At 58.6% G+C, this 24,905-nt stretch carries 25 protein-coding genes; 5 read left to right on the plus strand and 20 right to left on the minus strand.

Annotated elements, in window-relative coordinates:
- Window positions 1–5 precede the first annotated feature (5 nt).
- Genes BFC21_RS23870 through BFC21_RS23880 form a run of 3 tightly spaced genes read right to left on the minus strand, consistent with a single transcriptional unit; the run spans window position 6 to window position 2,954 of the window.
- Window positions 6–875: a carboxylesterase gene (locus BFC21_RS23870; RefSeq protein ID WP_095004964.1), complete on the minus strand. Its 870-nt coding sequence runs from the start codon at window positions 873–875 to the stop codon at window positions 6–8.
- Window positions 872–2,266, minus strand: coding sequence for an aspartate aminotransferase family protein (locus tag BFC21_RS23875; protein ID WP_088379108.1), 1,395 nt, complete (start codon window positions 2,264–2,266; stop codon window positions 872–874). The genes BFC21_RS23870 and BFC21_RS23875 overlap by 4 nt, the downstream gene beginning before the upstream one ends.
- Complete coding sequence (locus tag BFC21_RS23880) at window positions 2,259–2,954, minus strand: MtnX-like HAD-IB family phosphatase (RefSeq protein WP_086799554.1); 696 nt, start codon at window positions 2,952–2,954, stop codon at window positions 2,259–2,261. The genes BFC21_RS23875 and BFC21_RS23880 overlap by 8 nt, the downstream gene beginning before the upstream one ends.
- Before the next feature lie 217 nt (window positions 2,955–3,171).
- Here BFC21_RS23880 and BFC21_RS23885 point away from each other — a divergent pair, with 217 nt between their 5' ends.
- Window positions 3,172–3,930: a MipA/OmpV family protein gene (locus BFC21_RS23885; RefSeq protein ID WP_120266578.1), complete on the plus strand. Its 759-nt coding sequence runs from the start codon at window positions 3,172–3,174 to the stop codon at window positions 3,928–3,930.
- A gap of 27 nt (window positions 3,931–3,957) precedes the next feature.
- On the opposite strand, the gene BFC21_RS23890 is transcribed toward BFC21_RS23885, so the two are convergent.
- The 11 genes from BFC21_RS23890 to BFC21_RS23940 all read right to left on the minus strand — a co-directional run bounded on the left by BFC21_RS23890 (window position 3,958) and on the right by BFC21_RS23940 (window position 16,439).
- On the minus strand, window positions 3,958–4,284 hold the full coding sequence (locus BFC21_RS23890) for a GlpM family protein (RefSeq protein WP_169844883.1): 327 nt from the start codon (window positions 4,282–4,284) through the stop codon (window positions 3,958–3,960).
- An 8-nt stretch (window positions 4,285–4,292) separates the two neighbouring features.
- Window positions 4,293–5,618, minus strand: coding sequence for a sigma-54 dependent transcriptional regulator (locus tag BFC21_RS23895; RefSeq protein WP_088379110.1), 1,326 nt, complete (start codon window positions 5,616–5,618; stop codon window positions 4,293–4,295).
- Complete coding sequence (locus BFC21_RS23900) at window positions 5,615–7,519, minus strand: ATP-binding protein (protein ID WP_120266579.1); 1,905 nt, start codon at window positions 7,517–7,519, stop codon at window positions 5,615–5,617. The genes BFC21_RS23895 and BFC21_RS23900 overlap by 4 nt, the downstream gene beginning before the upstream one ends.
- 168 nt (window positions 7,520–7,687) lie before the next feature.
- Window positions 7,688–8,422 (minus strand): amino acid ABC transporter ATP-binding protein, encoded by a 735-nt coding sequence (locus BFC21_RS23905; protein WP_016779681.1) that lies wholly within the window; start codon window positions 8,420–8,422, stop codon window positions 7,688–7,690.
- The gene (locus BFC21_RS23910) at window positions 8,419–9,093 is read right to left on the minus strand and encodes an amino acid ABC transporter permease (protein WP_016779682.1); all 675 of its coding nucleotides are present in this window, start codon (window positions 9,091–9,093) and stop codon (window positions 8,419–8,421) included. Before BFC21_RS23910 ends, BFC21_RS23905 begins: the two co-directional genes overlap by 4 nt.
- Window positions 9,093–9,839: an amino acid ABC transporter permease gene (locus BFC21_RS23915; RefSeq protein WP_016779683.1), complete on the minus strand. Its 747-nt coding sequence runs from the start codon at window positions 9,837–9,839 to the stop codon at window positions 9,093–9,095. The genes BFC21_RS23910 and BFC21_RS23915 overlap by 1 nt, the downstream gene beginning before the upstream one ends.
- A 202-nt stretch (window positions 9,840–10,041) precedes the next feature.
- Window positions 10,042–10,971, minus strand: coding sequence for a glutamate/aspartate ABC transporter substrate-binding protein (locus BFC21_RS23920; RefSeq protein ID WP_016779684.1), 930 nt, complete (start codon window positions 10,969–10,971; stop codon window positions 10,042–10,044).
- Between the two features lie 315 nt (window positions 10,972–11,286).
- Window positions 11,287–12,825: a glycerol-3-phosphate dehydrogenase gene (glpD, locus tag BFC21_RS23925; protein ID WP_088379112.1), complete on the minus strand. Its 1,539-nt coding sequence runs from the start codon at window positions 12,823–12,825 to the stop codon at window positions 11,287–11,289.
- 287 nt (window positions 12,826–13,112) lie between these two features.
- Window positions 13,113–13,868 carry a DeoR family transcriptional regulator gene (locus tag BFC21_RS23930; protein ID WP_088379585.1) on the minus strand — a complete coding sequence of 252 codons (756 nt, stop codon included), beginning with the start codon at window positions 13,866–13,868 and terminating at the stop codon, window positions 13,113–13,115.
- A gap of 124 nt (window positions 13,869–13,992) precedes the next feature.
- Window positions 13,993–15,498: a glycerol kinase GlpK gene (glpK, locus tag BFC21_RS23935; protein WP_016779687.1), complete on the minus strand. Its 1,506-nt coding sequence runs from the start codon at window positions 15,496–15,498 to the stop codon at window positions 13,993–13,995.
- Window positions 15,499–15,587: 89 nt separating this feature from the next.
- Complete coding sequence (locus BFC21_RS23940; RefSeq protein ID WP_088379113.1) at window positions 15,588–16,439, minus strand: MIP/aquaporin family protein; 852 nt, start codon at window positions 16,437–16,439, stop codon at window positions 15,588–15,590.
- 369 nt (window positions 16,440–16,808) lie between these two features.
- Between BFC21_RS23940 and ybaK the strand changes: the two genes are divergently transcribed.
- Window positions 16,809–17,279, plus strand: a complete 471-nt coding sequence (gene ybaK, locus BFC21_RS23945; RefSeq protein WP_088379114.1) for a Cys-tRNA(Pro) deacylase — start codon at window positions 16,809–16,811, stop codon at window positions 17,277–17,279.
- A gap of 16 nt (window positions 17,280–17,295) precedes the next feature.
- Here the strand turns inward: ybaK and BFC21_RS23950 are convergent, their stop codons facing one another.
- Window positions 17,296–18,405 carry an ABC transporter ATP-binding protein gene (locus BFC21_RS23950; RefSeq protein ID WP_083369802.1) on the minus strand — a complete coding sequence of 370 codons (1,110 nt, stop codon included), beginning with the start codon at window positions 18,403–18,405 and terminating at the stop codon, window positions 17,296–17,298.
- The gene (argF, locus tag BFC21_RS23955; protein WP_088379115.1) at window positions 18,402–19,322 is read right to left on the minus strand and encodes an ornithine carbamoyltransferase; all 921 of its coding nucleotides are present in this window, start codon (window positions 19,320–19,322) and stop codon (window positions 18,402–18,404) included. Before argF ends, BFC21_RS23950 begins: the two co-directional genes overlap by 4 nt.
- A 509-nt stretch (window positions 19,323–19,831) precedes the next feature.
- Here argF and grxD point away from each other — a divergent pair.
- A complete protein-coding gene (grxD, locus tag BFC21_RS23960) occupies window positions 19,832–20,173 on the plus strand; it encodes a Grx4 family monothiol glutaredoxin (RefSeq protein WP_016779691.1) in 342 nt (113 codons plus the stop codon).
- Between the two features lie 91 nt (window positions 20,174–20,264).
- Here the strand turns inward: grxD and bfr are convergent, their stop codons facing one another.
- Both bfr and BFC21_RS23970 read right to left on the minus strand, forming a co-directional pair.
- Window positions 20,265–20,735: a bacterioferritin gene (bfr, locus tag BFC21_RS23965; RefSeq protein WP_016779692.1), complete on the minus strand. Its 471-nt coding sequence runs from the start codon at window positions 20,733–20,735 to the stop codon at window positions 20,265–20,267.
- Window positions 20,736–20,933: 198 nt separating this feature from the next.
- Window positions 20,934–21,152, minus strand: a complete 219-nt coding sequence (locus BFC21_RS23970; protein WP_016779693.1) for a bacterioferritin-associated ferredoxin — start codon at window positions 21,150–21,152, stop codon at window positions 20,934–20,936.
- 219 nt (window positions 21,153–21,371) lie between these two features.
- On the opposite strand from BFC21_RS23970, the gene BFC21_RS23975 reads away from it, so the two are divergent.
- The gene (locus BFC21_RS23975) at window positions 21,372–21,974 is read left to right on the plus strand and encodes a peroxiredoxin (RefSeq protein WP_016779694.1); all 603 of its coding nucleotides are present in this window, start codon (window positions 21,372–21,374) and stop codon (window positions 21,972–21,974) included.
- Between the two features lie 77 nt (window positions 21,975–22,051).
- Here BFC21_RS23975 and rnt read toward each other — a convergent pair whose 3' ends face one another.
- Together rnt and pyrC are read right to left on the minus strand one after the other, a co-directional pair.
- Window positions 22,052–22,726, minus strand: coding sequence for a ribonuclease T (gene rnt, locus BFC21_RS23980; RefSeq protein WP_016779695.1), 675 nt, complete (start codon window positions 22,724–22,726; stop codon window positions 22,052–22,054).
- Window positions 22,723–23,769: a dihydroorotase gene (gene pyrC / locus BFC21_RS23985; RefSeq protein ID WP_120266580.1), complete on the minus strand. Its 1,047-nt coding sequence runs from the start codon at window positions 23,767–23,769 to the stop codon at window positions 22,723–22,725. Before pyrC ends, rnt begins: the two co-directional genes overlap by 4 nt.
- 155 nt (window positions 23,770–23,924) lie before the next feature.
- Between pyrC and BFC21_RS23990 the strand changes: the two genes are divergently transcribed.
- The gene (locus BFC21_RS23990; RefSeq protein WP_088379117.1) at window positions 23,925–24,830 is read left to right on the plus strand and encodes an OmpA family protein; all 906 of its coding nucleotides are present in this window, start codon (window positions 23,925–23,927) and stop codon (window positions 24,828–24,830) included.
- Window positions 24,831–24,905: the final 75 nt, after the last annotated feature.

The raw sequence follows: 24,905 nt of genomic DNA on the forward strand, positions 1-24,905 counted from the left end.
CGAGTCTAGACCGCATGGGCAATGCCCGGTAGGCGGCAAGCGGCGGTGCTGCTGTTGTTCTTGATAAAGGCATCGCTCAATTCGATCACGCGGCGGTATTGCAGGTCGACGGTGATCATGTGGTAGCAGTTGTCGAGCAGCACCTTGATCACGGGCCCGCCCAGATGGCGTTCGACGTAATCAGCGTTCCAGCGGCTGGTGATGTCATCCTCGATGGAGTGCACCACCAATGCCGGGGTGGTGATGGACGGCATGCGTTTTTTTACCACCGCGTTCATCCGGTGCAATTCGCGCACGGTGACGCCTTCCATCGTCAACAACCCGGCATTGCTGCTTTCACCGGCTTTCATCTGGCGTTCGACAATGGCTCTTAATCGCTGGTTTTTAATACCGTACGGCGGTTTTTCCTCAAAACTGCACAGGTGTACACCAAAGGGGATCTTCATCAGCAGCGGGGTCATAAAGGCCAGTTTGTTGATGCTCCAGCCGTCGTAACGCAAGGTGGTGGAGTACATCAGCAACCCGGCGACCTGGCCCGGGTGTTCGGATGCCAGATACATCGACATGACCGCACCCATCGACAAACCGCCGACAAAGACCTGCTGATGACGCTGGCGGATCCCGGCAAAGGTTTTGCGCACCCCCTCATACCAGTCCAGCCAGCCGGTGGCTTGCAGGTCGCTGTTGTCACCGCAGTGCCCGGCCAGGGTGGGGACGTACACCGTACATGTCCCGTCCCTGGCCAGGCCCTGGGCCACCCGGCGTAATTCCGTCGGGGTGCCGGTGAGGCCGTGGATCAACAGGACCCCGACCTCACCCGTGCCGAGAACGAAACCGGCGTCGCCTTCGCCCAGATCGATCTCAGCACTGCTCATCGTTTCATGGCCCGGGCCAGCAGGCGATCGAGCAGGGCGATGCCCAGGTCGATTTCGGCGTAGCTGATTTCCAGCGACGGTGCCAGGGTGATCACGTTTTTGTAATAGCCGCCCACGTCCAGAATCAGGCCCAGGCGCTTGCCGTCGATTTCGATGTCGCCCTTCATGCCTTCTTCAACCATGAAATCAAGGGTCGCCTTGTCCGGGGTGAAACCGTCCGGGCCGCAGATCTCGCAGCGCAGGGCCAGGCCCAGACCGTCGACGTCGCCAATGATCGGGTAGCGTTTTTGCAGGTCTTGCAGGCCGTCAAGGAAGTACTTGCCCTTGGCCATGACCATCGCGCCGTAGTCGACTTCGCTGGTCATCTTGAACATTTCCAGGCCCACAGCGGTGCCCAGCGGGTTGGAGGCAAAGGTGGAGTGGGTCGAGCCTGGCGGGAACACTTTCGGGTTGATCAGTTCTTCACGGGCCCAGATGCCGCCCAGCGGGTTGAGGCCGTTGGTCAGCGCCTTGCCGAACACGATCACGTCGGGCTTGACGTCGAAGTGCTCGATCGACCACAGCTTGCCAGTGCGCCAGAAGCCCATCTGGATTTCATCGACCACCATCAGGATGCCGTGCTGATCCAGCACTTGCTTGAGTTCGCTGTAAAAGTTCATCGGTGGGATCACATAGCCGCCGGTGCCCTGGATCGGTTCGACGTAAAACGCGGCGTATTCGCTCTGGCCGACTTTCGGGTCCCACACACCGTTGTATTCGGTCTCGAACAGGCGGGCGAATTGCTGCACGCAGTGGCTGCCGTATTCTTCCTTGGTCATGCCTTTTGGCCCGCGGAAGTGGTACGGGAACGGGATAAAGTTGGCGCGTTCGCCAAAGTGGCCGTAGCGCCGACGGTAGCGGTAGCTGGAGGTGATCGACGAGGCACCGAGGGTACGGCCGTGGTAGCCGCCTTCGAAGGCGAACATCAGGCTTTTACCGTTGCTGGCGTTACGCACCACCTTGAGCGAGTCTTCGATGGACTGCGAGCCGCCGACGTTGAAATGCACGCGACCGTCGAGGCCGAACTTGTTCTTGGCGTCGACCGCGATGCGCTCCGACAGCTCGATCTTGCCCTTGTGCAGATACTGGCTGGCGATCTGCGGCAGGGTGTCGATCTGTTGTTTCAGGGCGTTGTTCAGGCGCGGGTTGGAGTAGCCGAAGTTGACCGCCGAGTACCACATTTGCAGGTCGAGGTAGGCCTGGTCTTCGGTGTCCCAGACGTAGGAGCCTTCGCAGCGGCTGAAAATACGCGGCGGTTCGATGTAGTGAACGGTGTCGCCGTAGGAGCAGTACTTGGCTTCTTTTTCCAGAAGAATCTGGTCTTCAGGGGTAGCGATTCGAATATCAGACATGATTGAAGAGTTCCTGCTGTTCACGAGAATAGTGGGGAGCGTTGGCGGCGTGGCTCGGCAATTTGGCGAGCAGGGCCGGGAGTTCGGCGAATGAGTCAAAGCGCGCGTAAGGGATGCCATTGCGCTCGCAGTGCTCGGCCAGGCTGTCCTTGGCAAAGACGAAATCGGCACTGGCGGCCACGCACATGTCGGAGCGGCCATCGCCAATCACCAGCACGCGTTTGCCGCCGGGGGTGGATTTGCATTTGCAGTTGCCCGAGGCCGCGCGGCAGGCGTCGCTGGAGTAGGGGAAGTCGATGCGCCAGCTGTTGTGGTCGACCTGGCGCAGGCGATTGGCCAGGATCGGCAACAGGCTCACATAGTTGCGGGCCAGGATGCGGGCGATACCTTGCTCGATGCCGTCGCTGACCACCTCGAGGGAGGCGCCCAGGCCAATAACGTGGTCCACGAAATCCGGGAAGTCGGGGTCAATTTCGACCGTGTCGAAATAGGCCAGCAGCTCGGCCGGCGTGGCCTTGACCAGCGCCAGCTGGCGGCTGAGGCATTCCCGCGAGCCGATTTCACCCTGCAGCCATTGTTCTTCGATCGCTTCCCAGTCGGGGGCGGCGAAGCGTTGAAGAATGTTGTCGATGACGTCGGTGCGGGTAATGGTCCCGTCGAAATCACACACGATATGCCATTGCATCATCTGCATTGTCCTGTCGAAAAGACGCGCCTTTTTGCGCTTGCGACAGGTCATTGCATTGACTGTGCCAATCGGCCAGGCCCCCTGTTTACGGGGTTTCACGAATATTTCGGCGGGTGAAGCTACAAAATTTGTAGCTTGCTACAAACAACATCAGTGCTTGCGCAAAGGGTATGAAAAAGGGATTGATGCGCGCATGAATCCCTGTGGAACCCTGGCCATGAAAACCTCTGTCTGTGCTTTTTTGCTGCTCGTAGTGTTGGGGGCCGGCGCCCAGGCTGCGGATGGTCCGCGTGGTGAGGTGGGTGTGGGGCTTGGCTATCAGCCCTACGATCCCAGTGGCAGTCGCTATCAGACAGTGCCGCTGCCGTACTTCGATGTGGACTGGGGGGATGTCAGCCTCGACACCGATGATGGCTTGACCTGGAGCGCCCTGAAGGCTGATGGCTGGAGCGCGGGGGCGTTTCTTAACTACCTGTCGGGACGCAATGGCAATGGCTCGTTGCGCGGGTTGCGTGATGTGCCGGACATGGCGCAGGTCGGCGGCTTTGTGCAGTACAGCCCGGCCGAGTATTGGCGTGTGTACGCGCAGCTTGGCCAGGCAGTGGGGGGGGCAGGCGGCCAGGGCGGGGTGTTGGGGCAGGTGGGCGGGGAGTTGGGCTACCCGTTGGGGCGGGGCATTGTCGGCAGCAGCCAGTTGGCCGCGCACTTTGCGGATGGGCGGCAGATGTCGACATTCTTTGCGGTGAGTGACACTGAGGCGCAAGCGTCGGGTATTTCAGCCTGCAAGGCGGCAGGGGGCTTTCAGAGTTTGACCCTGACCCAGAACGTTGAAATCCCGTTGGCGCCACACTGGTCATTGGTGGCCAGCGCCGGCTTGACCCATCTGCTGGGTTCGGCGGCGCAGAGCAGCATTGTCAAAGAGGTCGGGGAGGTGAATCAGGGGGCAGTACAGACGGCAGTGAGTTACAAGTTCTAACGCTGCCCCGCAGGCGATGGGGGGCTGTCAGTGCAAGCGCACCCACACACTGACCAGTACCGTCGCCGCCATCAACCAGGCCACCGCGGCCAGCGCCAATGAGGCTTCAAGGCGCATGCGGTCGACCAGTACATACAGCGCGGCAAGGTAAACAAAGTAGGGAATGATCGACCACATGCCGAAGACAATGGTGGTTTTCAGGTCGTCCACCGATCGGCCTTTGCCGACTATGTAGTGGGCAATCAGGGCAAAGGTCGGGAACAGCGGCACAAGGCCGGCAATGTAGTAGTTTTTGGTCTTGGCCAGCATTGCCAGAATGATCACCACGCCAGCGCCCAGGGCTGCTTTGAGTATCAGGTCCATTAGTGTGTCAGCCCGTATTTTTTGACTTTGTCGAAAAGGGTGGTCTTGGCCATGCCCAGTTCCTGGCTGGCCTGGGTCAGGTTGCCGCCGCTGCGTTGCAGGGCGTCGGTGAGCAGGTTGCGTTCAAAGGCCTCAACCGCTTCGGAAAATCCCAGCCCCTGGGCTACGTTGCTCCCCGATTTCTTGAATGCAGGCAGGCCCAGGGCGAAGCGTTCGGCCACGTTGCGCAGTTCGCGCACATTGCCCGGCCAGTCATGGCTCATCAGGCTGGAGACCGTCTGGTTGTCCAGCTCAGGGGCGGTGCGGTCGAATCGCAGGGACGATTGCTGCAGGAAGTACTCGAACAGTTGCAGGATGTCTTCGCGACGTTCGCGCAACGGTGGCAGCTCCAGTGTGACCACGTTCAGGCGGTAATACAGGTCACTGCGAAACTGGCTGGCCTTGCTCAGTTGGTCGAGGTCGGACTTGGTGGCCGCGATCACCCTGCAGTCAACGTCGATGCTCTGGTTGGAGCCCAGGCGCTCCAGGGTGCGCTCCTGCAATACCCGCAGCAGTTTGATCTGCAGGTTGAGGGGCATGCTTTCGACTTCGTCGAGAAACAGCGTACCGCCATGGGCGTGTTCGATCTTGCCGATACGGCGTTTACCGGCACCGGTGAAGGCGTTGGCTTCGTGGCCGAAAATTTCGCTTTCAAACAGGTTTTCCGGCAGGCCACCGCAGTTCAGGGCGACAAACTGCTGGGGCTGGCGGCGGCTGAAGTCGTGCAGGCAGCGGGCAACCAGCTCCTTGCCGGTGCCGGTTTCGCCTTCAATCAGCACGTTGGCCGAGGTATCGGCGACGTTGGCGATCAATTCGCGCAATTGCTGCATGGCTGGCGAGCGGCCGATGATGCGCCCCTCCAGGGAGTCGCGCTCGGCCAGCTGACGGCGCAGCGACCAGACTTCCCGTGCCAGGCTGCGTTGTTCCAGCGCGCGCCGGGCCACGTCCACCAGGCGCTCGGGGGAAAACGGTTTTTCCATGAAGTCATAGGCGCCATCACGCATGGCCCCCACGGCCATGGAAATGTCGCCGTGCCCGGTAATCAGTACCACCGGCAGGGTGCGGTCGCGGCCCTTGAGCTGCTTGAGCAACTCAAGGCCGTCCATCCCTGGCAAGCGAATATCACTGATAACGATGCCGGGAAAGTTATCGCCCACCATCGCCAGGGCCTGTTCGGCACTGCCGACGCCTTCGCTGCGAATATCTTCGAGTGCCAGCGCCTGCTGGCAGCCGAGCAGAACATGGGGATCGTCTTCAACAATCAGGACGGTCAGGTCGTTATTCATATCGGCTCGGCCTTGGCGGGTTGCGCCAGCGGTAAAAGAAGGACAAAAGCGACACCACCAATGACCGGAAACTCAACGCTCAGGCTGCCGCCGGCAGCAGCGGCCAGGCTGGCCGACAAGGTCAGGCCAAGGCCAAGGCCCTGTTCGCCGGGTTTGGTGGTGAAGAACGGTTCGAAAAGATGCTTGCGCGCGTGCGGCTCGATGCCGGGGCCGTTATCGCGCACACGCAGGCGGTATTTGGCGTCGCTGAACTCTCCCGTCAGCCACAGTTGCGGCGGCGTAGCCTGGCCCTGCATGGCGTCCAGGGCATTGCCAATCAGGTTGACCAGAATCTGCTCAAGCCGGGTCTGATCAATTTTTAGCTGCACATCAGTGAAGTCGCGATGCTGTTGTACACCCAGCTCTTCCAGGCGACTGGCAAGCAGTTGCAGGGCGGCGTCGACAGCCTTGCCCAGGCTGGCCTGGCCTTGATCATCGCCACGGCGGGCAAATGAGCGCAGGTTGGCGGTGATACGCCCCATGCGGTCGACCAGATTGTTGATGGTGCTGAGGTTGTCTGCCGCAACCTTGAGATCGCCCCGTTCAAGAAAGCGTACGGTGTTGCCTGACAGCGTGCGCAAGGCCGCCAGCGGCTGGTTCAGTTCATGGGCAATGCTGGTGGACATTTGCCCGATGGCGGCCAGTTTGCCTGCCTGTACCAGTTCGTCCTGGGCACGGCGCAGCGTGTCTTCAGCCTGGCGCCGTTCGCGAATCTGGCCCTTGAGCCGTTCGTTGCTGGCGCGCAGGTGGGTGGTGCGTTCGGTGATCTTGCGTTCCAGCTGGTTGTTGGCCTCTTGCAGGGCTTCGCGTGCGGCCAGGCGGGTGGCGATCACTTTGCGCCGCTCGTTCCAGGCAATCAGCAAAAAGGCCAGCAAGGCAAAGGCCACCGCCACCAGCGTGCCCTGATTCGCCGCTTCCCGGCGCAGGTCCTGCAGGGGGGTGAGCAGGGTGATGTCCCAGGGGGTGTCGTTAAGCCTGCGGGTTTGCGCCAGGTAGCTGACTTCCTGGTGGTCGGTCACCACTTCGCGGCTGCTGGCGAAGGTGACTTTTTCGACACCCTCGGCCAGGTTTTCCCGCTCCAGCGGCTCCAGCTCGTTAAGTGGCCACCAGTAGTACTGCAGGCTGCGGGCCAGGCGCTCCTTGGTGTCGGCGCTGAGCGGGCGGATTGACTTGAGCCGCCGGGTCGGGTCGCTGGACAGAATGATGATGCCGTTCTCGTCGCTGACGTAGGCTTCGAGACGGGCGCGTTGCCAGCGCTCTTCAAGGGCTTCGAGGCGCACCTTGATCACGGCCACGCCAATGATCTTGCCCTGCTCTTCAAGGCCGTGGGCCAGGTAATAGCCGGGTTCGCCCGAGGTACTGCCGATGCCATAGAAACGTCCGGGCTGGCCGCGCACGGCATCCTGGAAGTAGGCGCGAAATGACAGGTCTTCCCCCAGGTAACTGTCGGTATCCCGCCAGTTGCTGGTGGCCATTACTCGGCCAGTGGTGTCGAGCACATAGATGGCCCGGCTGCGGCTGCGGCGGTTGAGGCCTTCGAGGTATTGATTGACGGTGATCCGATTTTGCACGGAGGGGTCGGCCAGCAAGCGCGAGACGCTGGATTCCAGCTCCAGCAGGCTGGGCAGGTAGGTGTATTTGCCCAGTTCACTCTCCACGGTGCGGGCATGCAGTTCCAGCTGGCGTTCGCCGGTTTCGCTCAGGGTGCGAATACCGAAGTGTTCACTGATGCGATAGCCCGCATAGCCCAGGCCGATCGTCAGCAGGATGATCAGCAGCGGCAGCAGGAAATGACGGAGCAGACGGGGTTTCACGGCAAGTGAGGGCGGAGCACCGCGATAAAGAGTGGGGTCGCATTTCATCACAGATGCCTTGGGTCAACCACTGTGCAGTGGTTGACCGTTCACGGAGATCCACTGTGGGAGCGGGCTTGCTCGCGATGGGAGCGGCGCGTTTCATCGGTTAAACAGGATCGCTGCCATCGCGAGCAAGCCCGCTCCCACCCAAGCCGGTGGGAGCTGAGCGGGTATTTAGTGCTGCAGGATCTTGGCGAGGAAGTGCTGGGCACGCTCGGAGCGGGCCGATACATCACCGAAGAACTCTTCTTTCTCACAGTCTTCGACGATTTTGCCCTGGTCCATAAAGATCACCCGGTTGGCCACCTTGCGCGCAAATCCCATTTCGTGGGTCACGCACATCATGGTCATGCCTTCGTTGGCCAGTTGCACCATCACGTCGAGCACTTCGTTGACCATTTCCGGGTCGAGGGCCGAGGTCGGTTCGTCAAACAGCATGACAATCGGGTCCATAGCCAGGGCGCGGGCAATCGCTACACGCTGCTGCTGACCACCGGAAAGCTGGCCAGGGTGCTTGTGGGCATGGGCCGACAGACCGACGCGCTCCAGCAGTTCGAGGCCTTTTTTGGTGGCTTCGGCCTTGCTGCGGCCCAATACCTTGACCTGGGCAATGGTCAGGTTTTCGGTGATGGTCATGTGCGGGAACAGTTCGAAGTGCTGGAACACCATGCCAACCCGCGAGCGCAGCTTCGGCAAGTTGGTCTTCGGGTCGGCAATGGAGGTGCCGTCAACCACGATGTCGCCTTTCTGGAACGGTTCAAGGGCGTTGACGCACTTGATCAGGGTCGATTTGCCGGAGCCGGACGGCCCGCAGACTACAACCACTTCGCCTTTTTTGACTTCGGTACTGCAATCGGTCAGTACCTGGAAGTCCCCGTACCACTTGTTGATGTTCTTGATCGAGATCATACGGCAAACCTTTTTTGCAGACGCTTGACCAGCAGCGAGGCGGAAAAGCTGATGATGAAATACACCAGACCGGCGAAGATCAGGAACTCATTGGAGCGGCCGATGATGTCGCCACTGGAACGCGAGGCATTGAGGAAATCCACCAGGCCTACGGTGTACACCAGCGAGGTGTCCTGGAACAGGATGATGCTCTGTTGCAGCAGCAACGGGGTCATTTTGCGAAAGGCCTGGGGCAGGATGATCAGGCGCATGGCCTGGCCATAGCTCATGCCCAGGGCCTTGGCGGCACCCATCTGGCCTTTCGGGATGGCCTGTACGCCCGCTCGAACGATTTCGCAGAAGTACGCCGCTTCGAACATCACGAAAGCGACCAGGCACGACTCGAAAGCCCCGATCGGGGTGTCCTTGCCGGTGATCCAGCGCAGCACGAACGGCACCGCCAGGTAGAACCAGGTAATCACCAGCAGCAGCGGAATCGAACGGAAGTAGTTGACGTAAGCGCCGGCCAGGTTGGCCATCCACTTGCTTGACGACAAGCGCATCAGGGCCAGTACGGTACCCAGCGCCACACCACCGACTACACCCATGACCATCAGCTTGAGGGTCATGACCATGCCGTTCCACAGGCCAGGCAGGGCAGGGACAATCCCGCTGAAATCGAAGAAGTCCATTATTTGCCCCCCAGAGACATAAGGCCGGGTACGGCTACTTTTTTCTCGATCAGGCGCATCAGTAACATCAGGCTCATGTTCAAGGTGAAGTAGATCAGTGTGGCCAGGGTGAAGGCTTCAAACAGGTTGGCGGAAAACTCGGCCGTCTGCTTGGTTTGTGCCAGCAGTTCCATCAAGCCGATCAGCGAGGCCACGGACGAGTTCTTGAACACGTTGAGGAACTCGGAGGTGAGCGGCGGGATGATGATCCGGTAGGCCTGGGGCAGCAGCACGTTCCAGTAGATCTGCGCCATGCTGAAACCCATAGCGCGGGCCGCCGCTTCCTGGCCGCGCGGCAGGGCCTCGATACCGGTGCGTACCTGCTCGCAAACCCGTGCGGCGGTGAACAGGCCCAGGCACACGACAACGCTCAGGTAGGCCGAGGTGGTCGGGTTGAGGTCCTGTTTGTACCATTCCTGCAGGTTGGGCGGCAGCAGATCGGGCACCAGGAAGTACCAGATAAACAGCTGCACCAGCAGCGGAACGTTACGGAAAATTTCGACATAAACCGTGGCAATGCCCGCGATAAAGCGGTTCGGCAGGGTGCGCATCACGCCCAGCAGCGAACCCAGGATCAGCGCGACAATCCAGGCGACAACAGCAATAGCGATGGTCCAGCCCAGGCCGGAAATAAACCAGTCGAGATACGTCTCGCTGCCTACGCCGGTGGACTTGAAGAACACGCTCCAGTCCCAGTTGTAATTCATGCAGGGTCTCCCCTCAGGTGGGTCTATAAACAAGCACTTGCTGCAGGGAATCCGTTCTCACCCGGCAGGGTCGCCGGGCACACAAAACCCGCTCGATAACCAGCGGTTCGAGTGCTCTCTAATGCAATAAGAAGCTTAGTCCAAAGGTGGTCGACACCCCCGGGCGCAATGGCTCGCGCCCGGGAGTTTCAGACGGCTGAAATCAGGATTTCTTTTCTTCAGCCGGCTTGTCGTCTGCTGCCTTGTCGGTAGGGTTGGCAATCAACGCCTTGAGCTCATCGCTCATCGGGAACATCAGGTTCAGGCCTTTTGGCGGGATTGGCGACTCAAACCAGGTTTTGTAGGTGTCGTTGATCTTGCCCGACTTGTAATAGGCAACGATGGCGTCATCCACGGCCTTTTTGAAGTCCGGGTCGCCTTTGCGCAGCATGCAACCGTAGATTTCGTAGGACTGTGGAGTGCCGGTCACGGCCCAGTCGGTTGGCTTCTTGGCCTTGGCCATTTCACCTGCCAGCAGGGCGTCGTCCATCATGAACGCGACAGCACGGCCCGACTCCAGCATGTTGAAGGCTTCACCGTGGTCTTTTGCCGAGATCACGTTCATGCCCATCTGCTTGTCAGCGTTCATCGCCTTGAGGATGCGCTCGGAGGTGGTGCCGGCGGTGGTCACGACGTTCTTGCCTTTCAGGTCAGCGAAGTCCTTGTAAGGCGAGTCCTTTTTGGACAGCAGGCGTGTGCCGATCTCGAAGATGCCGACCGAGAAGTCGACCTGTTGCTGGCGTTCAACGTTGTTGGTGGTTGAGCCGCACTCAACGTCAACGGTGCCGTTCTGCACGAGCGGGATGCGGGTCTGGGAGGTGACCAGGTTGTACTTGATTTTCAGGTCCGGCATGTCGAGCTGTTTTTTCAGCCCTTCAACGATTGCCAGCTGTACATCGTGGGAGTAGCCAACCGGCTTGCCGGAAGCGTCCGCGATGTAGGAGAACGGAATGGAGGAGTCACGATGCCCAAGGGTGATGGTGCCGGATTCTTTGATTTTCTTCAGTGTGCCGGTCAATTCGGCTGCAAAAACTGGAGTGCTAATCAGAGCTGCAGCAATTGCTGCGCCCAAAAGTTGCGGAACGATGCGCATCGATGTTTCCTCGACATTGTTTTTTTTATTGAACCCGTTTGTGGGCCCTTTTGTACTCAGAACGTCTCAACAGGCTAAACGCTCTGTTTAAGCATTCGGCTTAGAGTGTAGAGCATGAGTCGTGCCAGACCCGAAACTTAAGTCTAAGCTGATGATTTTTAAGGATTTAATTTTTTAAACCAGGGGCGCGATGATAGGCGCGGGCCGGAAAGCCGAATCATTGAGGGGTAGTGCGTTCGGAAAACCGAATGAAATGCGGGGGGGTAATTCAGGCCTGCAGGAGCGGGTTCACGCCTGCAGGCCATTAAACGCGGATTAAGCGGCGTGTACCTTGCGGTGTTTCAGGTCAAGGGTAGCCATGTACTGGCTCAAATGCGCCTGTTCTTCTGCGGTGGTGAACAGGCCCAACTTGGTGCGGCGCCACAGGATGTCCTGTGCATCCAGTGCCCATTCCTGATTGCACAGGTAGTCGACTTCACGGCTATAGAGGCCGCTGCCGATGTGCTCACCCAGATCGCTCAGGCCTTGCGCACCCTCCAGCAAGCTCCAGGAGCGGTTGCCATAGGTGATTGCCCAGCGTTTGGCAATTGCGGCATCCAGCCAGCTGTACTTGCTGACAAGGGCCTCGCCCAGGGCTTTTGGCGTGGTCATGTTCTCGCCGCCCGGCAGGGTGGCGCTGGCGGTCCAGCTTGGCTTGATCTGGGTAAAGTACGGCGTCAGTTGGGCCATGGCCGACTCGGCCAGCTTGCGGTAGGTGGTCAGCTTGCCACCAAACACCGACAGCAGTGGGGCTTCGCCCTGTGCGCCAGACAAGGCCAGGGTGTAGTCGCGGGTTACGGCCGAAGGGTTGTCGGATTCGTCATTGCACAGCGGGCGCACACCGGAGTAGGTGCGCAGAATGTCGCTGCGGCTCACTTGCTGCTTGAAGTGGGCATTGACCACATTGAGCAGGTAGTCGGTTTCTTCTTCGGTGATGCTGACCTTGGCCGGGTCGCCGGTGTACTCGCGGTCGGTCGTGCCGATGATGGTGAACTGATCCATATACGGAATGGTGAACACAATCCGCTGGTCTTCGTTCTGCAGGATAAAGGCATTGGGTGCGTCATACAGTTTGGGCACGATCAGGTGGCTGCCCTGGATCAGGCGGATACCGTAAGGCGAATCCAGCTTCAGGTCGTCCTTGATGAACTTGGCGACCCAAGGGCCGGCAGCATTGACCAGGGCTTTGCTGCGAATCGAAAACAGGCTGCCATCAGCGCGCTCCAGATTCAATTCCCACAGCCCTTTGTTACGACGCGCACCGACGCAGCGCGTCTGGGTGTGAACATGGGCGCCTTTTTCTCGCGCAGCCATTGCGTTGAGTACCACCAGGCGTGCGTCATCGACCCAGCAATCGGAGTATTCAAAGCCTTTGGTGATTTCTGCTTTCAGCGGGCTGTCGGCGCCGAACTTGAGGCTGGTGGAGCCTGCGAGTTTTTCGCGCTTGCCCAGGTGGTCATAAAGGAACAGGCCGGCACGGATCATCCACGCCGGGCGCAGGTGCGGGCGGTGCGGCAGGACAAAACGCATCGGCTTGACGATATGCGGGGCCTTGGCCAACAGCACTTCGCGCTCGGCCAGGGCTTCGCGCACCAGGCGAAATTCGTAATGCTCAAGGTAACGCAGGCCACCGTGGATCAGCTTGCTGCTGGCCGAGGACGTGTGGCTGGCCAGGTCGTCCTTTTCGCAAAGGAACACAGACAGGCCGCGACCTGCTGCGTCTGCCGCAATCCCGACGCCATTGATTCCGCCGCCAATAACGGCAACGTCGTAGACCTCAGCGAGGGGAGTGGCAGGCAAGGTGGTCAGGGGCATGGAGTGGCCTCGCGTTCTTTACGCATATTTGAATGTGAACATTAATGTTCATTTTCGAAAATATTAGCGGATTAAGGCGCGCACAGCCAGCACCCTTCGATTGAAAAAACTCATCGAAGGGGGGTTAAAGGAATAATTTCGAACATTTTAGTACGAGCGCGGTGATTTTGTGGGAGCGGGCTTGCTCGCGATGGCATCAGCGCAATCTGACCGGTGAATCGCAGCGCCTGCATCGCGAGCAAGCCCGCTCCCACAGAATCTGAACCCGCATCAATAGCTGAGTGCAGTTAGACCACTTCCAGGCGGATCTTGTTTTGGGCCAGCAGTTGCGCCAGCTCCGGCACGGGCGGCTGGTCGGTGACCAGGCAGTCGATCAGGGTGATCGGGCCAAGACGCACCATCGCATTGCGGCCAAACTTGCTGGAGTCCGCTGCCAGGATGGTTTGTCGGGCATTGGCGATAATCGCCTGGGAAACCCGGACTTCCTGGTAGTCAAAGTCCAGCAGGCTGCCGTCAGAATCGATACCGCTAATACCCACCAGAGCGAAATCGAACTTGAACTGGTTGATAAAGTCGACGCTGGCCTGACCCACGATGCCACCATCACGGCGTACATTGCCGCCGGCGATCAGCACTTCGAAATCGTCTTTTGCGCTCAGGATCGACGCAACATGCAGGTTGTTGGTGATGATTTTCAGGTGGCTATGGTTGAGCAGCGCCCGGGCAATCGACTCGGTGGTGGTGCCGATATTGATGAAGATCGAGGCGTGGTCAGGAATCTGGGCGGCGATGGCTTCGCCGATACGGCGTTTTTCATCGCGCATCTGGTCGGCGCGCATGGCGTAGGCGGTGTTTTCAACGCTGGAGTCATAGGCCGCCCCACCGTGGTAACGGCGCAACAGGTCGGCTTCTGCCAGTTGGTTGATGTCTCGGCGAATGGTCTGCGGCGTGACAACGAACAACTGGGCCATTTCCTCGATGCTGACATAACCGCGCTCGCGTACGAGTTCGAGGATCTGCTGTTGGCGTGGAGGCAGATTCATGGAGTTTCCTTTGGGCGGCGAAGCAAATTCACCCATGATGCCGCAGGAATGCGCCGCCTGCTACTCGCAGGTGCCTCAAGCCACTGCGGGCGCCCAGGGCGCCCGCAGTTGTCATTGCACGTACTTAGTTGCTTTCTTCGTGGGGTTCCCAGTCGCGGGTACGGCTCACGGCCTTCTTCCAGCCGGCATAGAGCTTCTCTTTGCTGGCTTCGTCGAGTGCAGGTTCGAATTCGCGCTCAACGACCGCCTTGCCGCGCAATTCATCCAGGCTGCCCCAGAAACCGCAGGCCAGACCGGCCAGGTATGCAGCACCCAATGCTGTGGTTTCACGCATTTGTGGGCGCTCAACCTGAGTGCCGAGGATGTCGGCCTGGAATTGCATCAGGAAGTTGTTGGCCACGGCGCCACCGTCCACACGCAGGGCTTTGAGGCGTTCACCGGAATCCTGTTGCATGGCGTCCAGTACGTCGCGGGTCTGGTAGGCAATCGACTCCAGTGCTGCACGAATAATGTGATCAACGCGTACGCCACGAGTCAGGCCGAACAGTGCGCCACGGGCATACGGGTCCCAGTACGGGGCGCCGAGGCCGGTGAAGGCCGGTACCAGATACACGCCGTTACTGTCTTTGACTTTGTTGGCGAAGTACTCGGTGTCGTGGGCGTCGTTGATGATCTTCAGTTCGTCACGCAGCCATTGCACGGTGGAACCGCCGTTGAACACGGCGCCTTCCAGGGCGTAGGCAACTTCGCCGCGTGGGCCGCAGGCGATGGTGGTCAGCATGCCGTGGGTCGATTTGACGGCATTGGCGCCAGTGTTCATCAGCAGGAAGCAGCCAGTGCCGTAGGTGTTTTTGGCCTGGCCCGGCTCGACGCACATCTGGCCAAACAGTGCAGCCTGCTGGTCGCCGGCAATACCGCCAATGGCGATACCGCTTTTGGTACGGCCGTAGATTTCGGAAGACGACTTCACCTCCGGCAGCATTTCGCGCGGGATATCCAGCACCTCCAGCATCTTGGCATCCCACTCCAGGGTGTGGATGTTGAAGAGCATGGTGCGTGAAGCGTTGGTGTAGTCGGTAACGTGGGTTTTGCCGCCGGTAAACTTCCAGATCAGCCAGCTGTCGACGGTACCGAACAGCAATTCGCCCTTGCGTGCGCGCTCGCGGCTGCCTTCGACGTTGTCGAGAATCCACTTCAGTTTGGTGCCGGAGAAGTACGGGTCGGTTACCAGGCCTGTGGTGTCGCTGATGTATTGCTCGTGGCCGTCGCGCTTGAGCTGTTCGCAAATTTCGGTACTGCGACGGCACTGCCAGACGATGGCGTTGTAGATCGGGCGACCGCTTTCCTTGTCCCAGACCACAGTGGTCTCACGCTGGTTGGTAATGCCGATGGCGGCAACCTGGTCGTGATGCAGGCCGGCCTGGGCGAGGGCTTCGACCATGACCGCACTTTGGGTGGCGAAGATTTCCATCGGGTCGTGTTCGACCCAGCCCGGTTGCGGGTAGTGCTGCTGGAATTCGCGTTGCGCCGTACACACCACGTTGGCGTCACGATCAAAGATGATCGCTCGCGAACTGGTGGTGCCTTGGTCCAGCGCAATGATGTAGTTCTTATTCTGAATATCGGTCATTTGGAAGTGCCTTGCAGAATGAGGGAGGTTGCGGGCGCCCGACAAGTAACGGGCAGTAGGTCTTGGGCGCCCCGTTTCATGATCGGGTGTCAGGATGCCTGGGTTTTCACCTGTGCTGCAGCCTCGGTGGCTGCAGCCGCAGGGGCTACATCAGGCAAGTGGCGGGCAATCAGCCCGCGATAGATCGCTGCGCCCAGGCAGGCGCCAACAATCGGTGCAAAAATCGGAATCAGGAAATAAGGAATATCGCGCCCGCCGGTGAACGAAACTTGACCCCAGCCAGCGAAGAAAGTCATCAGCTTGGGGCCGAAATCACGCGCAGGGTTCATCGCAAAACCGGTCAGTGGCCCCATCGAGCTGCCGATGACCGCGATCAGCAAGCCGATCAGCAACGGCGCCAGGGCGCCGCGCGGCAAGCCGTTCTTGTCATCGGTCAGGGCCATGATGACGCCCATAAGGATAGCGGTAATCACCACTTCGACGAGGAAGGCCTGCAGGGTTGTCAGCGATGGGTGCGGGTAGGTGGAGAATACCGACGCCAATTCCAGACTTTCCTGACTGCCGCGAACCATTTGGTGGGCTTGTTCGTAATCGAAGAACAGGTTGCTGTAGAGCGTGTAAACCAACGCCGCGGCGCAGAAGGCTCCTGCGACCTGGGCGAGGATGTAGAAAGGCAGTTTGCGTTTTTCAAAGTCGGTGAACAGGCACAGCGCGATGCTGACTGCCGGGTTCAGGTGTGCCCCGGAAACGCCTGCCGTCAGGTAAATCGCCATGCTGACGCCAATGCCCCAGATGATGCTGATTTCCCATAAGCCAAAACTTGCGCCCGCGACCTTGAGGGCCGCAACGCAACCGGTACCGAAGAAGATCAAAAGTGCGGTGCCGAGAAACTCGGCCAGGCACTGGCCTGAAAGTGTGGGGTGCTGCGATGCAGTCGACATGTAAAACCTCGTTATTGTTGTTTTTTGACGTCATCAATCAGGGTGGCAGTGCGTCTGAGCCAGGACCGTACGTTGCGTTTTTGCATTTTATGCGGTCAGGCAAAGTCGTGTGAGTATATTCAGATTCGAAAAAATATAGACAAGAAACACTGCTGTCAAAGGTCGAAAGTGAACGGGTATTCATATTCTGACTACAGACGCGTGAATTGGTATTGGTTTTTATGTAAGAAAACACTACAAATTGGTAGGTGTACTTGCAACGTTTCAGCTAAAAATACGCCGCAAAGCCCCGTACCAGCGCCTTTTTACCGGTTAATAGCCTAAAATTGGCCATCGGTTTTCCTACACTCATTCAAGACTGGAGCTGCCATGACGCCCGCGCTGGATCTGCTGAAAAAAGTTCGCGCCGAACATCGGGTACATAGCTATGAACATGACCCCAAGGCGGCTTCCTATGGCCTTGAGGCTGCAGAGAAGCTCGGGCTGGAGCCGGCACAGGTGTTCAAGACGCTGTTGGCCAGCAGTGAAAAGGGCGAGTTGCTGGTGGCAGTTGTACCGGTCGTCGGAAGTCTTGATTTGAAAGCGCTGGCCCAGGCTGCCGGGGTGAAGAAAGTCGAAATGGCCGACCCTGCTGCTGCTCAGCGAGCAACCGGGTATCTGCTGGGCGGGATCAGCCCGCTGGGGCAAAAGAAGCGCCTGCGTACTTTTATTGATAATAGTGCCGAGGGTTTTTCGACTATTTATGTCAGCGCCGGACGACGCGGGCTGGAGGTGGAACTGGCACCTGCGGTGCTGGCAGAGCACACGCAGGCAACGTTCGCAGAAGTAGGCAGGGCGTAAGCGCTGCCACAGGTTTTTAGTGCGCTGCGCTGAAACGCCTTACACCTGATTCGGATTGAGGAATTTGCGCCGCGATACTGCCGCTGGTTTGAAACATGACCAGATGCTCGGCGGCCACGCGAATGCCTACGTCCGTTCCCGGCAAGTGGTCGGCATGGCTCGGGAAGATCGACTCCAGCTGGCTGCCTGTGGGCAGTTGCAGGCGATACAGGGTCGACGCGCCGAGGAAGGTCTTGCCGATGATCCGCGCTTTCAAATCGCTGTCGGGTGCGTAGACGATATCGTCCGGGCGCAGCAATACATCCACGGCACCGCCTGTTGGCCAGGTGTAGGCACGGTTGCCGCGCAAGACACCCAGTTCAGTTTGTACCGACTCGGGTGTGAGCAACTGACCGCGAATAAAGTAGCCCTGGCCGATAAAGCTCGCCACAAAGGGCGTCTGAGGTTCGTGGTAGAGGTTGTAGGGGGTATCCCACTGCTCAAGGCGGCCTTCCTTGAACACGCCAACATGGTCGCTGACAGCGAAGGCTTCTTCCTGATCGTGGGTCACCAAAATGGCACTGGTACCACGGGCTTTCAGGATATCGCGCACTTCATGGCTGAGCTTGCGGCGCAGCTCGCCATCCAGGTTAGAGAACGGCTCATCCAGCAGCAGCAGTTGCGGCTCGGGCGCCAGGGCGCGGGCGAGGGCAACGCGTTGTTGCTGGCCACCGGATAACTCGTGGGGGAAGCGCTTGCCGAGGTTTTTGAGGTTGACCAGCTCAAGCAGCTCTTCGGTCACCCGGTCTTTGTTCGGGTGCTTGCGAATGCCGAAGGCAATGTTGTCAGCCACGCTCAGGTGCGGGAACAGGGCGTAGTCCTGAAACACCATGCCGATGCGGCGTTTCTCGGGTGCCAAGGTGAAACCGGCGCTGGAGATCACCTCGCCTGCCAGGCTGATTTCGCCCTGGTGTACGGGTTCAAAGCCGGCAATAGCGCGCAATGTGGTGGTTTTGCCACAGCCCGACGAGCCCAGCAGGCAGCCGATATCGCCGGCATTGAGGTGCAGGTTGAGGTTCTGCACCACGCTCTGACCCTGATACCCACAGGCCAGATCACGAAGGTTAAGCAATAGCGGCTGACTCATGCGGGTTGGTACGCCGGTTGGACAAGGAATTCGAGCAGCGCTTTTTGCGCATGCAGGCGGTTTTCAGCTTGATCCCAAGCCACGGAGCGTGGGTCGTCCAGCAGGTCGAGGCTGATCTCTTCGCCACGGTGAGCCGGCAGGCAGTGCATGAACAGCACATCGTCGGCCGCCAGGTCGAGCAGGGCGCGGTTGACCTGGTAGGGAGCGAACAACTCAAGGCGCTTGGCGGTTTCTTCTTCCTGACCCATCGACGTCCATACGTCGGTGCTGACCAGGTGGGCGCCTATCACGGCATCACGCGGGTCGCGCACGATGGTTACGCGATCACCTGCCAGGGCCACGAATTCGGGGTTGGGCTCATAGCCTTCGGGGCAGGCCACACGCAGTTTGAAGTCAAACTGGATGGCGGCCTCTATATAGCTGTTGCACATGTTGTTGCCGTCGCCGATCCAGGCAACGGTTTTGCCCTTGATCGATCCGCGGTGCTCAAGGAAGGTCTGCATATCAGCCAGCAACTGGCAGGGGTGCAGGTCATCCGACAGACCATTGATAACCGGTACGCGGGAATTGGCCGCAAACTCGGTCAGGGTGCTGTGGGCGAAGGTGCGGATCATGACGGCGTCGAGCATGCGCGACATCACGATGGCGCAGTCGCCGATCGGCTCGCCACGACCCAGTTGGGTATCGCGAGGCGAGAGGAAAATGGCCTGGCCACCGAGCTGGATCATGCCGGCTTCAAATGACAGGCGGGTACGGGTTGATGATTTTTCGAAAATCATGCCCAGTACGCGACCTTTCAGAGGTTCGAACAGAACGCTGCGCTGGCGCAGGTCCTTCAGCTCGATACCGCGACGAATCACGCTGACTAGCTCTTCGGGAGTGCAATCCATCAGGGAGAGAAAGTGCCTTGCGCTCATCATTAACTACCTTTTATTGCAACGATCGCAGATGCTCAAAGCCGGGGTTTTCGGAAAAACGGGCGAGACCTGCGGCGAAAGCCGCACGGGGCGACGAAATAGGGGAAGGCGCGATCTTATAAGGAAATGTCGCGTCTTGCCAACAAGGGTCATGTGTAGAGAGGTGTGAGCGGGTCTTGCGCTGCATCAGCCACATCAGGCAATTTGCCTTACCTCAGCTGCCCATTTGTACACTGCCGCAGCGCTGCTTGGCAATTGCGAGGGGGCGGGGTTGTCGTATTTGTAGTCGCTGCCGAGGAACGCTGGCTGCGATGATGTTGGCAGCATTCCAATCATTAGGCGGGGTTTAGCTGCTCGCAGCCTTCGTTCCTCGGCAGCGACTACAGACTCTGTGGAAGGGGCGGGGGCAGACTATTGTCTGTCGGGGAGACCGAGCGTGACGCTCGGCTTTCCGTTACAATGCGCCACCGTGCCGACATCTGCGTCGGAAAGTTCAGCCGAGGTGCTCCATGGATATCATCGAAACTATTAAAGACCAGATTGCCAACAACACCATTCTGCTCTACATGAAAGGCTCCCCGAATGCCCCGCAGTGCGGCTTTTCGGCTAAAGCTGCTCAGGCAGTGATGGGCTGTGGCGAGAAGTTCGCTTACGTGGACATCCTGCAGAACCCGGAAATCCGCGCCAACCTGCCAAAGTACGCCAACTGGCCAACGTTCCCGCAACTGTGGGTAGGTGGTGAGTTGGTTGGCGGTAGCGACATCATGGCTGAAATGGCCGCCGATGGTTCTTTGCAGGCTTTGATTAAAGAAGCTGTCGAGAAAGCGGCTGCAAACAAGACTGAAGCCTGATATCAGTCGCGTCGTTACAGTGGTTATGTAACACGCATAAAAAAGCCCCGCCTCTGTGATAAACAGGGCGGGGCTTTTTAATGGGTATTAGTTACTCACCCATTTGCGATTGCAGGTAATTCTCAATACCCACTTTGTCGATCAGGCCCAATTGAGTTTCCAGCCAGTCGATATGTTCTTCTTCCGATTCCAGAATATCTTCAAGCATTTCGCGGCTGCCAAAATCACCGACAACTTCACAATGAGCAATGGCGGCCTTGAGGTCGGCGTGGCCGGTCTTCTCGATGCGCAGGTCACACTCCAGCATTTCCTTGGTGTGCTCGCCGATATGCAGCTTGCCCAGGTCCTGTACGTTTGGCAGGCCTTCCAGGAACAGGATGCGTTTGATCAGCTTGTCCGCGTGCTTCATCTCGTCGATGGACTCGTGGTACTCATGCGCGCCCAACTTCTCCAGGCCCCAATCCTGATACATGCGGGCATGCAGGAAGTATTGGTTGATTGCCACCAGTTCGTTGCCGAGAATTTTGTTGAGGTGCTGAATAACCGAAATGTCGCCTTTCATGGCTGGGGCCTGCCTTAATTAACTGTATATAGGGCAGAGTTTGATCCGCACCTGGCAGACTGTCAAACCTAAGTAGTTGAATAATAAATGAAAATTAATCGGAATAAGAATGTTTGTGTTCCGCGTCTTGAAGCTAAGCACTTGAATTTTGGGCATAAAAAAACCGGACGCTATGTCCGGTTCTTTGGAATTTGTTAATCAGGCGACTGAAAATTCTGCCGGGAAACTCATCACGGCCTGGCTGGCTTGCAGCGAGGAGAGGGTTTCACGAACCACTTGCTTGGCCAGGCAGGCACATTTGCCGCATTGGCTGGCAACACCTGTCGCTTCGCGCACTTCCCGGTAGCTGCAGCAACCGTCATAGATTGCGTCGCGGATTTTTCCATCGGTGACGCCAGTGCAAAGGCAAACGTACATAAATAAGAACCATCGCTGGTTGGGATTCAATGAGCAGATCTTAATGTTAACGAGAATGATTGTCAAAGTACCTTGAGTCTCAATTGAGGGTCTTGCGCACTGTGCTGACGAACGGTCTGGGGTGTCGGGCTTTTGGACCCTGAAAAAGGGTTAAGGCCCGATCCGACGAGCGGTGTATGATGGCCGGTCATTTTCATGCAGCACACCAGGAGATATCCAATGAGCGTACTCGTAGGCAAACAAGCCCCAGACTTCACCGTCGCCGCCGTACTTGGCAATGGCGAAATCGTTGACGGCTTCACGCTGTCCACCGCCATCAAAGGCAAATATGGCCTGGTGTTCTTCTACCCGCTGGACTTCACTTTCGTTTGCCCGTCCGAGCTGATCGCTCTGGATCACCGCATCCCTGATTTCCAGGCGCGTAACGTTGAAGTGGTTGCCGTGTCCATCGACTCCCATTTCACTCACAACGCATGGCGCAACACCCCGGTGAACAATGGCGGCATCGGCCAGGTGAAATACACCATGGCTGCCGACATCAACCACGCCATCTGCAAGGCTTACGACGTTGAAACCGAAGGCGGCGTTGCACTGCGCGGCGCGTTCCTGATCGACGACAAGGGCGTTGTACGCTCGCAGATCGTCAATGACCTGCCACTGGGCCGCAACATGGACGAGCTGCTGCGTCTGGTTGACGCCCTGCAATTCCACGAAGAGCACGGTGAAGTGTGCCCGGCCAACTGGAAAAAAGGTGACAAGGGCATGACTGCTTCGACTGCAGGCGTTGCTGCTTACCTGACCGAGAATGCTGACCAGCTGTAATCGTCAGTTTCAGGCATAAAAAAACCGGACCCAGTGTCCGGTTTTTTTATGCTGCGCAGTAAGGCTTTACGACAGGATCAGTCGTTGAAGTCTTTCCAGCCGCCCATTTGTTTCCAGCTGTTAACGATGCCACAGAACAGCTCGGCAGTTTTCTCGGTGTCATAACGTGCCGAGTGTGCCTCACGCCCATCAAAATCGATGTCGGCGGCCTGGCAGGCTTTTGCCAGGACGGTCTGGCCATAGGCCAGGCCAGCCAGGGTCGCGGTGTCGAAGCTGGAGAACGGGTGGAACGGGTTGCGCTTCATGTCCAGGCGCGCGACAGCGGCATTCAGGAAGCCCAGGTCGAAGCTGCTGTTATGGCCCACCAGGATGGCGCGTTTGCAGCCATTGGCTTTAAGGGCCTTGCGTACACCGCGGAAGATATCGGTCAGGGCGGTCTCTTCACTGACGGCCATGCGCAGCGGGTGGTCGAGCTTGATCCCGGTGAACTCCAGGGCGGCGGCTTCGATATTGGCGCCTTCAAACGGCTCTACACGGTGGAAGTAGGTGTGCTCGGGGAACACGAAGCCTCTTTCGTCCATGCCGATCGTGACGGCAGCAATTTCCAGCAAGGCATCGGTAGCGCTGTTGAAACCGCCGGTTTCAACATCGATTACGACCGGCAGATAACCGCGAAAGCGCTCTGCCATCGGGTGGCGTGGTCCGCCGCCGTGGCCGCCTTCGTGTTCGTCATCATAATGGTCGTCACTCACAGCTGTTCCTCCAGCAGGCGCCAGCGCAGTGTTTCACCGGCGCGCAGCGGAATTACGGTCAGCGCGCCGAAAGGCAGGCTGGTTGGGGCAGTCCACTCCTGGCGAACCAGGGTGATGTGTTCGGTGCTGGGAGGCAGTCCATAGAAGCGCGGGCCGTTGAGGCTGGCGAAAGCTTCCAGCTTGTCCAGCGCGTTGCGCTGTTCGAAAGCTTCGGCGTACATCTCGATGGCGGCGTAGGCGGTATAGCAACCGGCGCAACCGCACGCGGCTTCCTTGGCATGCTGGGCGTGAGGTGCCGAGTCGGTGCCCAGGAAGAACTTCTCGCTGCCGCTGGTGGCCGCATCCAGCAGGGCTTCCTGGTGGGTGTTGCGCTTGAGGATCGGCAGGCAGTAGAAGTGCGGACGAATGCCGCCAACCAGCATGTGATTGCGGTTGTACAGCAGGTGATGAGCGGTAATGGTTGCGCCGACGTTGGCCGAGGCCTCGTTGACGAACTGCACCGCGTCCGCGGTGGTGATGTGCTCAAACACGACTTTCAGTGTTGGGAAACGCTCTACAACGCGGCGCATGTGCTCGTCGATGAAGATCTTTTCGCGGTCAAAGACGTCTACGCCAGCGCGGGTGACTTCACCGTGGATCAGCAAAGGCATGCCGACTTCAGCCATGACCTCCAGAACCGGGAAGATCGCATCGATGCTGGTTACACCGGAGTCGGAGTTGGTCGTTGCCCCTGCCGGATACAGCTTGGCAGCATGGACGAATCCGCTGGCCTTGGCCGTGCGAATGTCTTCTGGCTGGGTACGGTCGGTGAGGTACAGCACCATCAGCGGCTCGAAGCGGCTGCCGGCGGGGCGGGCAGCCAGGATGCGCTGGCGATAAGCGTCGGCCTCGGCAGCATTACGCACCGGAGGTACCAGGTTTGGCATGATGATGGCGCGGCCAAAAGTGCGCGCTACATCCGCGACAGTGTGAGGCAACACGGCACCATCGCGAAGATGTATATGCCAGTCGTCGGGACGCAGCAGGGTCAGGCGGTCAGACATTGGGGATTCCAGGCGGGTCGAACTGAAGTGAATGCTACCGGAAAAGACTCTGTCAGGCACTCGCTATCAAGTTTTGTGATTGCTGACCGATAGCTGATGAGTATGCCGTAAATCTGTGGCCTGTTTTTTTGCAGTACAAGCCTGTGGAGCCTCCCGTGCGCCAGTGTTATCTCATCCTGCTCAGTATGTTTGCCAGCTTGCCGGCCACGGCCCTGACTTTTCAGACGCGGCTGGAGAATATCGAATGGAAAGTGGAAGGTGACAAGTTCGAGTGCCGTCTGATTCAGCCCATCACCGATTTTGGTTCTGGCGCTTTTGTAAGGCGTGCAGGCGAACAGGCTGTGTTTCGTCTTAATACCTACAACGGCATGTTGGGCGAGGGCTCTGCCAAGCTCTTGGCCGCCGCCGCGCCCTGGCAACCGGGCCGTGGCGATATTGACCTGGGCTCGGTGCGCATTGGTCGTGGGCAAGTGCTTTTCAACAGTTCACAGGCCCAGGCCGCCAATTTGTTTCGCGGCTTGATTGAGGGGCGCAGCCCTTTGGTCAGGCATTACTCCCGTGAGGGTAATGTCTCGGAAGTACGCCTGCTGCCTGCCAGGTTTCGCCAGGCTTACGGCGATTACGAGGCCTGTACCGCCAAACTGTTACCGAAAAACTTTGAACAGGTCAGACAAAGCCAGATCGGTTTCCCCGGGGGCGGGACCGAACTGGATGCGCAGGCCCGGGCCAGCTTGCAGGTCATGGTCGACTATTTGAAGGCAGATCCTGGTGTCAATCATGTCATTCTCGACGGGTATTCCGATAACCAGGGCAATCGCCTGACCAATCGTGAACTGTCACGACGCCGGGCATTGGCGGTTATGGAGTATTTCAAGCAGAACGGCCTGCAGGAATCGCAGATCACGGTGCGCTTCCACGGTGAGCAATACCCCTTGGCGGCGAATACCAGCCGGGCAAACCGTGCGAAAAACCGCCGGGTTAGCGTCCGTCTGGAGCGGTTACCAGTGCCTGAAAAAGCAGCGCCTTCTGTAGGCGTCAGTAACCCTGCGGCCATTTCCTGAGGCAACGGCCTCGTCGCGTCTTTGATATAAACTGTCGCTTTGTCGTCTTAAGCTGTCGCGCCTCTGTAAATTCAT

It is taken from the genome of Pseudomonas sp. TMW 2.1634, assembly GCF_001703595.1.
Lineage (GTDB): Bacteria > Pseudomonadota > Gammaproteobacteria > Pseudomonadales > Pseudomonadaceae > Aquipseudomonas > Aquipseudomonas fragi.